General features: G+C 72.2%; 2 protein-coding genes. One reads left to right on the top strand and one right to left on the bottom strand.

Going from position 1 to position 14,090, the window contains the following annotated elements; genetic code table 11:
- Positions 1-204: 204 nt before the first annotated feature.
- The gene (locus HWX03_RS05615; RefSeq protein WP_175870607.1) at positions 205-12,921 is read left to right on the top strand and encodes an autotransporter-associated beta strand repeat-containing protein; all 12,717 of its coding nucleotides are present in this window, start codon (positions 205-207) and stop codon (positions 12,919-12,921) included.
- 82 nt (positions 12,922-13,003) lie between these two features.
- Here HWX03_RS05615 and HWX03_RS05610 read toward each other — a convergent pair whose 3' ends face one another.
- Positions 13,004-14,017, bottom strand: coding sequence for a LacI family DNA-binding transcriptional regulator (locus tag HWX03_RS05610; RefSeq protein ID WP_175870606.1), 1,014 nt, complete (start codon positions 14,015-14,017; stop codon positions 13,004-13,006).
- Between the last annotated feature and the right edge of the window lie 73 nt (positions 14,018-14,090).

The following is a 14,090-nucleotide window of genomic DNA, read 5'->3' as shown; positions in this document are numbered from 1 at the left end:
GGTTAAAAGTAAAATATGCCGATTCAATAATTCTCGCCGATTCGTTCTCATTTGTTTTTAATCCAGCCAACCGCTTCGGATTGGTGACGGGACGGTGTTTTTCAAAAAAACATCGAATAACGAATTCCGGTATTTGGCTCCGGCATTTTGAATGCGCGGAGTGAATGCCCGGTGTCGTCGATTCTCTTATGGGAAGGTGTGATTATGCGTATGCGCATGGGCTCGAACAAAAAGCGCGCGGAAGCACGTCCGAAATTCCTCGTTCCGACCGGCATGCTGGTCGCGCTGGTCGGCGCCGGGATCGTCCCCGTCGACGCACTGGCCGCCTGCACCGGCACGACGACCGTCACCTGTACCGGAGCGAGTACCACCTATTCGAACGGCACGAACAATCTCAACCTGACCGTGGCGCCGCTGGCGACCGTGTCCGTGGTGCCGTTGATCGGCGGCACCGCGCTGTCGCTGACGGGCAGCGGCGTCACGCTGACCAACAACGGCAGGATCGACCCCGCGCTGTCCGGGTTGAGCTTCGTGTCGAACGGCACGGTGGTCGGCAATAGCGCGTCGGCGAGCACGGTCAACGTCACGAATACCAGCTCGGGCGTGATGATGGGGTCGACGAGTTCGCTGATCAACGGGCCGGCGTTGACGGTATACAACGGCATCGGCGGCACGACGAACATCACGAACGCCGGCACGATCGGTACGACCGGCCTGCTCGGCTTCAGCGCGGGGCCCACCGCGCAGGTGGTGACCACGTCGGGCGGTGCGCAAGCCAACTTCACCAACGCGAGCGGCGGCACGATCAACGGTTCGGTGGTGCTCGCGCCCAGCGGGACGCTGGGCACCGGGAACACGTTCACCAACGCCGGCACCGTCACGGGCAACGTGTCGCTGGGCGCGGCCCTCGGCACGTCGAATACCTTCAACGCAATGACCGGGTCGTCGGTCGGGCTCGGCGTCGATGCCGGGCTGGGCGGCAACAACACGCTCAACCTGCAACTGAACACGGCCGCCGGCGGCGCGACGAACGGCACCATCGCGGTCGATACGTTCGGCAATTTCAACAACTTCGCCGTGCAGGGCGGCACGTGGGACATCACCGGCGCATCGACCGCGACGAACGCGTCGCTGACCGGCGGCACCGCGATCGTCCACGGCGCCGGTGCGCTGGGCACCGGCACGATCGTCGGCGGCGGCGGCACGCTCGAGGCCGGCACGGCCGGCGTGAACCTGCTCAACAACGTGACGCTGACCGGCGGCCTGACAGTGGACGGCGCGACCGGGCTCGCGTTGTCGGGCACGATCGCCGGCGGCGGCGCGCTGAACGCGAGCGGCGCCGGCACGCTGGCGCTGAACGGCGTCAATTCGTTCACGGGCGGAACGAATCTGACGGGTGGCGGCGGGCTCCTCGTCGGCACCGGTGCGGCGCTCGGCGGCGGCGCGCTGAACGTGAGTGGCGCGGGCGGCACGCTCGGCACGAGCGTCGGCGGCACGCTGCTCGGCAACGCGGTGAATATCGATACCGGCGTAACCCTGGGCCTGAACGGTTCGGCCGACCTCGGCCTCGGCGGCACGATTGCAGGCAACGGCAGTCTCGCGCAAACCGGCACGGGGACGACGACGCTGCTCGGCGCGAACACGTTCTCGGGCGGCACGGCGCTGAGCGGTGGCGGGCTGATCGTCGGCGGCGGCGCGGCGCTCGGCACGGGCGCGCTGCAGGTGACCGGTGCGGGCGGCTCGCTGGCGGCCAACGTGGCCGGCACGCTGCTCGGCAATGCGGTGAATCTCGATGCAGGGGCCACGCTGGGCCTGAACGGTGCGGCCGGCCTGAGCCTCGGCGGCACGATCGCCGGTAACGGCGGCCTCGCGCAAAGCGGCACGGGCACGACGACGCTGCTCGGCGTGAACACGTTCTCGGGCGGCGCCACGCTGAGCGGCGGCGGGTTGATCGCCGGCAATGGCGCGGCGCTCGGCACGGGGGCGCTGAACGTATCCGGCGCGGGCGGCACGCTCGCGACGAGCGTCGGCGGCACGCTGCTCGGTAATGCGGTCAACCTCGGCGCGGGCGCGACGCTCGGCCTGAACGGCGCGGCCGACCTGAGCCTCGGCGGTGCGATCGGCGGGAACGGCAGCCTGGCGCAAACCGGCGCCGGCTCGACGACGCTGCTCGGCGCGAACACGTTTACGGGCGGTACGGCGCTGAGCGGCGGCGGACTGATCGCCGGCAACGGCGCGGCGCTCGGCACGGGGGCGCTGAACGTGATCGGCACGGGCGGCACGCTCGCGACGAACGTCGGCGGCACCGTGCTCGGCAATGCAGTCAACCTGGGCGCGGGCGCGACGCTCGGCCTGAACGGCGCCGCCGATCTCGGCCTGAACGGCGCGATCTCGGGCGCGGGCGGCCTGGCGCTCGGCGGCACCGGCGCCACGACGCTGTCCGGCGCGAACACGTTCACGGGCGGCGCGAGCCTGACGGGCGGCGGCAGCCTGATCGTCGAAGGCGGCAGTGCGCTCGGCATCGGCGGCGCGTTGAACGTGGGCGGCCTCGGCGGTTCGCTGAGCGCGGATCTGGCCGCCGGCGCGGCGCTCGCGAACGGCATCAACCTGAACGGTGCATCGCTGACGCTGAACGGCGCGAACGACCTCGGCCTGGGCGGCGCGATCGGCGGCACCGGCGGTCTCGTGCTGAGCGGCACGGGCACGACGACGCTGTCCGGTGCGAATACCTTCGGCGGCGGCACGACGCTGAGCGCCGGCACGCTGCTCGCCGGCAGCAATACGGCGCTCGGCACCGGCGCGCTGAACGTCGCCGGCACGGGCGGTGCGCTCGGTGCGAGCGTGAACGGCACCGCGCTGGGCAACGCGGTGAACCTCGGTGCGGGCGCGACGCTCGCGCTGACCGGCGCGAACGATCTCGGCCTGAACGGCGTGATCGCCGGTACCGGCGGCCTCGCGCAAATCGGCTCGGGCATCACGACGTTGACCGGGGCGAACACGTTCTCGGGCGGCACGACGCTGAGCGGCGGCGGCATCCTCGCCGGCAACGGCAGCGCACTCGGCACGGGCGCGCTGAACGTGACAGGCGCGGGCGGCTCGCTCGGCACGACCGTCGGCGGCACGGTGCTCGGCAATGCGATCCAGCTCGGCGCGGGCGCGGCACTGACGGTTGGGGGAGCGAACGATCTCGGGCTGGGCGGGATCATTTCCGGCGCCGGCGGCCTGTCCGTGAGCGGCCCGGGCACGACGACGCTCACCGCGGCCGAGACGTTCACCGGCGGCACCACGATCGGCAGCGGCACGCTCGCGATCGGTGCGGGCGGTAGCCTCGCCGCGTCGAGCCCCGTCAACCTGACGGGCGCCGGTGCGCAGTTCAACATCACCGGTTCGACCACGCCGCAGTCGATCGGCACGCTGTCGGGTGTCGCGGGTTCGACGATCGATCTCGGTTCGAACCACCTGACGCTGGCGGGCAGCGGCAGCGGCGTCTTCGCGGGCAACATCGGCGGGGCGGGCGGGCTGACGCTTTCCGGCACGGGTTCGCAGGCGCTCACCGGCAACAACACGTTCACGGGCGGCACGGCGCTGACGGGCGGCAGCCTGGTCGTCGGCAGCGGCGCGGCGCTCGGCCTCGGCGCACTCGACGTCAACGGCTCGGCTTCGCTCGGCGCGAGCGTGCCGGGCGTGACGCTCGGCAACGCGGTCAATCTCGGTGCCGGCGTCACGCTGGGGCTGAACGGCGCGAACGATCTCGGCCTGAGCGGCACGATCGCCGGCAACGGCGGCCTCGCGCAAACGGGCACCGGCACGACGACGCTGCTCGGGGCGAACACGTTCTCGGGCGGCACCACGTTGAGCGGCGGCGGGCTGATCGCCGGCAACGGCGCGGCGCTCGGCACGGGCGCGCTGACCGTTGCGGGCGCGGGCGGCACGCTCGCCACGAACGTCGCCGTCACGGTGCTCGGCAATGCGGTGAACCTCGGCGCCGGCGCGACGCTGGGGCTGAACGGTGCGGCCGACCTGAGCCTCGGCGGCGTGCTGTCGGGCGACGGCAGTCTTGCGCAAACCGGCACCGGCACGACGACGCTGCTCGGCGCGAACACGTTCACCGGCGGCACGACGCTGAGCGCCGGCGGTCTCATCGCGGGCAACGGCAGCGCACTCGGCACGGGCGCGCTGAACGTGACGGGCACGGGCGGCTCGCTCGGCACGAGCGTCGGCGGCACGGTGCTCGGCAACGCGGTGAATCTCGGCGCGGGCGCGACGCTGACGGTTGGCGGTGCGAACAATCTGGGCCTCGGCGGCGCGATTTCGGGCGGCGGCAACCTCGCGGTGAACGGCCCGTCGATCACGACGCTCACGGGGGCCGGCAGCTACACCGGCAACACGACGATCGGCAACGGCAGCACGCTGGCGGTGGGCGCGGGCGGCACGCTGTCGGGCGGCAGTTTGTTCGATCTGGCCGGCGCGGGCGCGACGCTCGACCTGAGCGCGGCCACGTCGCCGCAGACGACGGGCGGGCTGGTCGGCACGGCCGGCTCGGCGGTGAATCTCGGCGGCAATACGCTGACGCTCGGCGGCGCCGGTAACGGCACGTTCGGCGGCACGATCGGCGGTGCGGGCGGGCTGACGATGTCCGGCACCGGCACGGAGACGCTGACCGGCGCGAACACGTATAGCGGCGGTACGACGATCAACAGCGGCACGCTGGCGATCGGCGCGGGCGGCAGCCTGGCAGCGGGCGGCGCCGTGAATCTGGGCGGGGCCGGCGCGACGTTCGACCTGAGCGGCGCAGGGCTGCCGCAGGCGATCGGCACGCTGTCGGGCGTGGCCGGTTCGACGGTGAGCCTCGGCGGCAACGGCCTGATACTGGGCGGTGCAGGCAGCGGCACGTTCGGCGGCACGATCGCGGGGGCAGGCGGCAGCGTGACGCTGTCGGGTACGGGCACCGAAACGCTGAACGGCGCCAACACGTACACGGGCGGCACGACGTTGACCGGCGGCGGCACGCTGCTTGCCGGCAACGGTGCGGCGCTCGGCACGGGCGCGCTGAACGTCACCGGCGCGGGCGGCTCGCTCGGCACGACCGTCGGCGGCACGGTGCTCGGCAACGCGATTCAGCTCGGCGCGGGCGCGGCCCTGACGCTCGGCAGTGCGAACGACCTCGGCCTCGGCGGCATCATCGCCGGCGGCGGCAGTCTCGCGCAAACCGGCAGCGGAACGACCGCGCTCACCGGCGCGAACACGTACACGGGCGGCACGACGCTGAGTGCCGGCGGCCTGTCGGTCGGCAGCAACACGGCGCTCGGCACGGGCACACTCAGCGTCACCGGCAGCGGTGGCGCACTCAGTGCGAGCACGGCGAACCTGCTGCTGGCGAACGCCGTCGATCTGGGTACCGGTTCGGTGCTGAATCTCGGCGGCGCGTTCGACTTCGGCCTGAACGGGATGATTTCCGGCGCGGGCGGCGTGGTGCAGTCCGGCTCGGGTACGACCACGCTCGGCGGCGCGAACACCTATGGCGGCGGGACGACGCTGAACAGCGGCGGACTGAGCGTGGGCAGCAATACGGCGCTCGGTTCCGGCGCATTGAACGTGACCGGCAACGGCACGCTGAACGCGAGCGTGAGCGGCACGACGCTCGGCAACGCGGTCACGCTCGGCGCGGGCGCGACGCTCGGGCTGAACGGCGCGAACGATCTCGGCCTGAGCGGCACGATTTCCGGCAGCGGCGGGCTTGCGCAGACCGGCGCGGGCACCACGACGCTCACCGGCACGAACACCTATGGCGGCGGCACCACGTTGAGCGGCGGCGGGCTCGTCGCCGGCAACGGCAGCGCACTGGGTTCCGGCGCGCTGAACGTGACGGGCGCGGGCGGCTCGCTCGGCACGAGCGTCGGCGGCACGACGCTCGGCAATGCGGTGAATCTCGGCGCCGGGGCAACGCTGACGGTTGGGGGTGCGAACGATCTCGGGCTGGGCGGCGGGATCTCGGGCAGCGGCGGCCTGTCGGTCAGCGGCCCGTCGACGACGACGCTCACCGGGACGAACACCTACACCGGCAATACGACGATCGGCGGCGGCAGCACGCTGGCGGTCGGTGCCGGCGGCAGCCTGTCGGCGGGCAGCGCGCTCGATCTGGCCGGCGCGGGCGCGACGCTCGACATCGGCGGCGCGACGACGCCGCAGACGAGCGGGATGCTGTCCGGCGTAGCCGGCACGAACGTGAACCTCGGAGGCAACACGCTGACGCTGGCCGGCGCCGGCAACGGCAGCTATGCGGGCACGATCGGCGGCACCGGCGGGTTGACGATGGCCGGCACGGGGACGGAAACGCTGACCGGCACCAATACGTACACGGGGGCGACGACGATCAACAGCGGCACGCTGGCGATCGGCGCGGGCGGCAGCCTCGCCGCGAGCAGCCCGGTGAATCTCGCCGGCGCGGGCGCGACCTTCGACGTCAGCGGCGCGACCACGCCGCAGACGACGGGCACGCTGTCGGGCGTGGCCGGTTCGACGGTGAACCTGGGCGGCAACAACCTGACGCTCGGCGGCTCGGGCAGCGGCACGTATGACGGCACGATCGCCGGCGCGGGCGGCAGCCTCACGCTGTCGGGCACCGGTACCGAAACGCTGACCGGCAGCAACACCTACACGGGCGGCACGAGCCTCACCGGCGGTGGCACGTTGATCGCTGGCAGCGGCTCGGCGCTCGGCACGGGCGCGCTGAACACGAGCGGCGCAGGCGGCACGCTCGGCACGAGCGTGGCCGGCACGACGCTGACCAACGCGATCAACCTGGGTTCGGGCTCGACGCTGACGGTTGGCGGTGCGAACAACCTGGGCCTCGGCGGCGCGATCTCGGGCAGCGGCAACCTCGCGGTGAATGGCCCGTCGACGACGACGCTCACCGGCGCCGGCACGTACACCGGCAACACGACGATCGGCAACGGCAGCACGCTGGCGGTCGGCGCGGGCGGCAGCCTGTCGTCGGGCAGCGCGGTCGATCTGGCCGGCGCGGGCTCGACGCTGGACGTGAGCGCGGCCACGACGCCGCAGACGACCGGCACGCTGTCGGGCGCAGCGGGTTCGGCGGTGAACCTCGGCGGCAATACGCTGACGCTCGGCGGGTCGGGCAGCGGCACGTTCGGTGGTACGGTCGGTGGCACGGGCGGGTTGACGCTGTCGGGCACCGGCACGGAAACGTTGACCGGGACCAACACGTACACCGGCGCGACGACGATCAACAGCGGCACGCTGGCGATCGGCGCGGGCGGGAGCCTCGCCGCGAGCAGCCCGGTGAATCTCGCCGGTGCCGGCGCAACCTTCGACGTCAGCGGCGCGACCACGCCGCAGACGACGGGCACGCTGTCGGGCGTCGCTGGTTCGACGGTGAACCTCGGCGGCAACAACCTGACGCTCGGCGGCACGGGCAACGGCACGTACGGCGGCACGATCGCGGGCGCGGGCGGCAGCCTCACGTTGTCGGGCACCGGCACCGAAACGCTGACCGGCAGCAACACGTACTCGGGCGGCACGACGCTGAGCGGCGGCGGCACGCTGATCGCGGGCAGCGGTTCGGCGCTCGGCACGGGTGCGCTGAACACGAGCGGTGCGGGCGGCACGCTGGCCGCGGGCACGCCCGGCACGACGCTCACCAACGCGGTGAACCTCGGCAGCGGTTCGACGCTGACGGTCGGGGGCACGAACGATCTCGGCCTCGGCGGCGCGATCAGCGGCAGCGGCAACCTCGCGGTGAATGGTCCGTCGACGACGACGCTGTCGGGCGCGAACACCTACACCGGCGGCACGACGATCGGCGGCGGCAGCACGCTGGCGGTCGGCGCGGGCGGCAGCCTGTCGTTGGGCAGTGCGATCGACCTGTCCGGCACCGGCGCCACGCTCGACCTGAGCGCGGCCACTTCCGCGCAGACGACCGGCGCGCTGTCCGGCGGCACGGGCACGAACGTCAACCTGGGCGGCAATACGCTCACGCTCGGCGGCGCAGGCAGCGGCACGTACGGCGGCGTGATCGGCGGCACGGGCGGGTTGACGCTGTCGGGCACCGGCACCGAAACGCTGACGGGCACCAACACGTACACCGGCGCGACGACGATCAACAGCGGCACGCTCGCGATCGGCGGCAACGGCAGCCTGTCGTCGAGCAGCCCGGTCAGCCTGACGGCGTCCGGCGCGACGCTCGACCTGAGCGGCGCCGCCTCGCCGCAATCGACGGGCGCGATTTCTGGCGTGGCCGGCTCGACGGTGAACCTGGGCAACAACAACCTGACGCTTGGCGGGTCGGCCAGCGGCACCTACGCGGGCAATATCGCCGGCACCGGTGGCGTGACGATGTCGGGCACCGGCACGGAAACGCTGACGGGCGCGAACACGTACACCGGTGCGACGACGATCAACAGCGGCACGCTGGCGATCGGCGCGGGCGGCAGCCTGTCGGGGACGACGCCGGTGAGCCTGACGGGTGCGGGCGCAACCTTCGACTTGAGCGGCGCGACCACGCCGCAGACTACGGGCACGCTGTCGGGTGTCGCCGGTTCGACGGTGACTCTCGGCGGCAACAGCCTGACGCTGGGTGGTTCGGGCAGTGGCACGTATGACGGCACGATCGCGGGCGCGGGCGGCAGCCTCACGCTGGCCGGGACGGGCACCGAAACGCTGACCGGGACCAACACGTACACGGGCGGCACGAGCCTGACCGGTGGCGGCACGCTGATCGCGGGCAACGGTTCGGCACTGGGCACGGGTACGCTGAACACGAGCGGCGCGGGCGGCACGCTCGGCACCAGCGTGGCCGGCACGACGCTCGGCAACGCGGTGAACCTCGGTGCGGGTTCGACGCTGACGGTTGGCGGTGCGAACAATCTGGGCCTCGGCGGTCCGATCTCGGGCGGCGGCAATCTGGCCGTGAGTGGTCCGTCGACGACGACGCTCACCGGCGCGAGCTCGTACACCGGCAACACGACGATCGGCAACGGCAGCACGCTGGCGGTCGGCGCGGGCGGCAGCCTGTCGGGCGGCAGCGCGATGGATCTGGCCGGCGCGGGAGCCACGCTCGATCTGAGCGCGGCCACGACGCCGCAGTCGACGGGAGCATTGGCGGGCGTAACGGGTTCGACGGTGAACCTCGGCGGCAATGCGCTGACGCTCGGCGGCTCGGGCAGCGGCACGTTCGGCGGCACGATCGCCGGCACGGGCGGCAGCCTGACGCTGGCCGGCACGGGCACCGAAACGCTGACCGGCACGAACACGTACACGGGCGGCACGACGTTGAGCGGTGGCGGCACGCTGCTCGCCGGCAACGGTTCGGCGCTCGGCACGGGCGCGTTGAACACCAGCGGCGCGGGCGGTTCGCTCGGCACCAGCACGGCCGGCACGACGCTGACCAACGCGATCAACCTGGGTTCGGGCTCGACGCTGACGGTTGGCGGCGCGAACAACCTGGGCCTCGGCGGCGCGATCTCGGGCAGCGGCAATCTGGCGGTGAACGGCCCGTCGACGACGACCCTCAGCGGCACCAGCTCGTACACCGGCAACACGACGATCGGCAACGGCAGCACGCTGGCGGTCGGCGCGGGCGGCAACCAGTCGTCGGGCAGCGCGGTCGATCTGGCGGGCAGCGGTGCGACGCTCGACCTGAGTGCTGCGACGACACCGCAGACGACGGGCGCACTGTCCGGCGTATCGGGTTCGGCGGTGAACCTCGGCGGCAACACGCTGACGCTCGGCGGCTCGGGCAACGGCACGTTCGGCGGTACGGTCGGCGGCACGGGCGGGTTGACGCTGTCGGGCACCGGCACGGAAACGTTGACCGGGACCAACACGTACACCGGCGCGACGACGATCAACAGCGGCACGCTGGCGATCGGCGCGGGCGGCAGCCTGTCCGGCAGCAGCCCGCTCAGCCTGACGGGTGCGGGCGCAACGTTCGACGTCAGCGGTGCGACGACGCCGCAAACGACGACCGCGCTGTCGGGCGTCGCGGGTTCGACGGTGAACCTCGGCGGCAATGCACTGACGCTCGGCGGCGCGGGCAGCGGCACGTTCGGCGGCACGATCGCCGGTACGGGCGGCAGCCTCACGCTGGCCGGCACGGGCACCGAAACGCTGACCGGCGCGAACACCTACACGGGCGGCACGAACCTGACGGGCGGCGGCACGCTGGTCGCGGGCAGCAACACGGCGCTCGGCACCGGCGCGCTGAACACCGGCGGCGCAGGCGGCACGCTGGCCGCAGGCACGCCGGGTACGACGCTGACCAACGCGGTGAACCTCGGCAGCGGTTCGACGCTGACGGTGGGCGGCGCCAACAGCCTCGGCCTGAGCGGCCCGATCTCGGGTAGCGGCACGCTCGCGCTCAGCGGCCCCGCGACGACGACGCTTGCCGGCGCCAACATGTACACCGGCGGCACCAGCGTCACGGGCGGCGGCACGCTGGTCGCCGGCACGCCGACCGCACTCGGCAGCGGCACGCTGAGCGTCGGCGGCAACGGCGGCACGCTCGGAACCAGCGTTCCCGGCACGACGCTCGGCAACGCCGTGAATCTCGGCACGGGTTCGACGCTGACGGTGGGCGGCGCCAACAACCTCGGCCTGAGCGGCCCGATTTCGGGCGGCGGCAACCTGGCGGTGAGCGGCCCGTCGACGACGACCCTCAGCGGCGCGAACGCGTACACGGGCAGCACGACGATCGGCAACGGCAGCACGCTGGCGGTCGGCGGCACCGGGAGCCTGTCGGCGGGCAGCGCACTGACGCTGGCCGGCAACGGCGCGACGCTCGACGTCAGCGGCACGACGACGCCGCAGACGGCCAGCGCGCTGTCGGGCGCGGCGGGTTCGACCGTGAATCTCGGCGGCAACACGCTGACCGTGGCCGGCCCGACGGGCGGTTCGTTCGGCGGCACGATCGCGGGCACCGGCGGCTTCGCGGTGCAGGGTGGCGGCACGCAGACGCTGACCGGCGCGAACACGTACACCGGCGGCACGACGGTCGGCAGCGGCAGCACGCTCGCGCTCTCCGGCGCGGGCAGCCTCGCGCCGACGAGCCCGATGATCCTCGCGGGCAGCGGCGCGACGCTGAACCTGGCGGCTGCGGCCGCGCCGCAGTCGATCGGCACGCTGTCGGGCACGACGGGCTCGAACGTGAATCTCGGCAACACGCCGCTGACGGTCAACACCGCCGGCACCAGCACCTTCGCCGGCACGCTGTCCGGCACCGGTCCGCTGACGCTCGCGGGCACCGGCGCGCAGGTGCTGAGCGGCACGAACACACTGTCCGGGCCGACGACCGTGACCGGCGGCACGCTCGCCGTGACCGGTTCGCTGGCCAGCTCGCCGGTGACCGTCGGCAGCGGCGCGACCGTCACCGGGACGGGCACGATCGGCGGCCTGGTCGTGTCGGGCGGCGGCACCGCATCGGTCCTCCAGCTCGGGCAGCCGCTGAAGGTCGCGGGCAACGCGACCTTCCAGCCGGGCTCGACGCTGCAGGTCGGCGCGACGCCGCAACAGAGCGGCGGCCTCGACGTGACCGGCTCCGCCACGCTCAACGGTGGGTCGGTACAGGTCGTCGCGGCGACCGGGCAATACCAGCCGGGCAAGCTCTACACCATCGTGAATGCCGGCGCGGGTGTGCAAGGGCAGTTCAGCGCGGTGAACTCGACGTATGCGTTCCTCACGCCGACGCTCACGTACGACCCGGCACGGGTGCTGATGTCGCTGGCGCCGAACGGCACGCCGTTCTCGTCGGTCGCGACGACGCCCGACGGGCAAGCGGTGGCGGGCGCGGTCGGCACGCTCGGCGCCGGCAATCCGCTGTTCGATACGGTGCTGACGTCGGATGCGCCGACCGCGAACCGTGCGTTCACGCAACTGGCCGGCGACCTGTATCCGAGCACGCGCAGCGTGCTGCTGTCGGATAGCCGCTACGTGCGCGACGCGGTGCTCGATCGCGCGCGGCTCGGTTCGCAGCCGGGCGGGGCGCTGTGCGGCTGCGAGGCGCCGGTGTCGGCGGACGACCACGCGGCGGCGCTCGACCGGCGCATGGCCGCGGAGAACGGCTGCACGCCGGCCAAATCGTTCAAGCCCGCGGTGTGGGGCCGGCTGTACGGTTCGCATAGCCGGTTCGACGGCGACGGTGTCGCGTCGATCGATCGCAACCTGTACGGCTTCATCGTCGGTACGGATGCGGAAGTCAGCAGCCACTGGCGCGTCGGTATCGCGGGCGGTGCGTCGCGCAGCCAGCTCAATACCGACCAGAACGAGTCGGCGAGGGTCAACGGCGAGACGATCGCGCTGTACGCCAGCGGCCGATACGACGCGTGGAACGTGCGCGGTGGCGTGTCGCAGTCGTGGTACCGCGTGCATAGCGAGCGCAATCCGTCGTTCGGTGGCTTCGCCGATCACGACACCGCGAGCTACGACGCGAACGCGACGCAGGTGTTCACTGAAATCGGCTATTCGATGGCCGTCCGCAACATCGCGCTCGAGCCGTTCGTCGGGCTCGCGTACGCGAGCCTGCATACCGACGGCTTCAAGGAGAACGGCGGCGCCGCTGCCCTGCAGGGCGATTCCGACACGACGGGCCTCGGCTTCTCCACGCTCGGCGTGCGGGCCTCGACCGACGTCGCGGTCACGACGAAGGGCAAGGTCACGGCGTTCGGCACGGTCGGCTGGCGGCATGCGTTCGGCAATACGCAGCCGGCGTCGAGGCTGTCGTTCGCGAGCGGCGGTTCGCCGTTCAGCGTGGTCGGTGTGCCGGTCGCGCGTGACGCCGCGGTGCTCGAGGTCGGTGTCGATGCGGCCGTGACGAAGAACCTGTCGCTCGGGTTGTCGTATAGCGGCCAGCTCGGCGGCCACATCAGCGATCACGCGCTGTACGGCAATCTGTTGTGGAAGTTCTGAGCAGGCAGCGGCCGTTCGCGATGCAACGCGGATTCGTGAACGGCCGGCCGGTGCCTGCAGTTGAAACGGCGCGCGGCGCGCGTCAGTCGCGCGCCGTCCCGGTCGACTCACGCACGACGAGTTCCGGCGCTCCGATCGTATGCACGGCCGCGGCCGGCTCGATCCCGTCGATCATGTCGAGCGTCAGCGCGATCGCCCGCGCGGCGATCTGCGCGGTCGGGAACCGCACCGTGGTCAGCGCGGGACGGAACTGGTGGGCGAGCTGGATATCGGTCATGCCGACCACCGACAGATCGGCCGGCACGCGCAGGCCGAGATCGGCGGCGGCCTGCATCGCGCCGATCGCCATCAGGTCGTTGGTCGCGAACAGTGCGGTGAGGCCCGGCTGCTCCCGCAGCAGCGCGGCGGCCGCTTCGTAGCCGCCTTCGATCGAGTCGTGCGCCGACACGGTCGTCAGCGCGTCCGCCGGATGGCCGCGCGCCGCGAGTTCGTCGGCGAAACCGCGCAGCCGCACCGACTGCGGGCCGCCCGAACCCTTGCCGACCAGCGCGCCGAACGCGCGATGCCGCAGCCCGGACAGATGCGCGGCCGCCAGCGCGCCCGCCGCCGCGAAATCGACGGTCACGCACGGCAGCGTGCGCGACGCATGCACGTGCTCCCACATGCACAGCACGATCGATGCGCCGTGGCGCGCGATGTCGGCGAGTTCCGCTTCGGCGAGATCGGTGTTCATCACGATCGCACCGGCCGCGAGCGTGCCCGCGATCCGCTCGAGGTAGTTGCGCGTGATCGCCGGATCGTCGTCGGTATTGGACACGAGCAGGTAATGGCCGCGCTTGCGCGCCTCGCGTTCGGCGGCCAGCACGAACTCCGGATAGAACGGGTTCGTGATGTTCGACAGCATCAGCGCGAGCGTCGACGTGCGGCCTTCGGCCAGCGCGCGCGCAGTGAGGTTCGGCCGATAGCCGAGTTCGCGGATCGCGGCCATCACACGCTCGACGGTCGCTGGCTTCACCTTCTGCGGATTGCGCAGCACGTTCGAGACGGTCGCCGCCGTGACGTTCGCGCGCTGCGCGACTTGCGCGAGTGTCACCATCCGCGGGCTCCGGCCGGCCGGGCAGCGTGGTGCAGGGAAAGTGAAGCGGGGGAGTGTCTGCTCATATTCTGGG

Source organism: Burkholderia sp. BCC0397 (assembly GCF_902832865.1).
Classification (GTDB): domain Bacteria; phylum Pseudomonadota; class Gammaproteobacteria; order Burkholderiales; family Burkholderiaceae; genus Burkholderia.
This window is presented reverse-complemented; position numbering and strand designations above follow the sequence as displayed.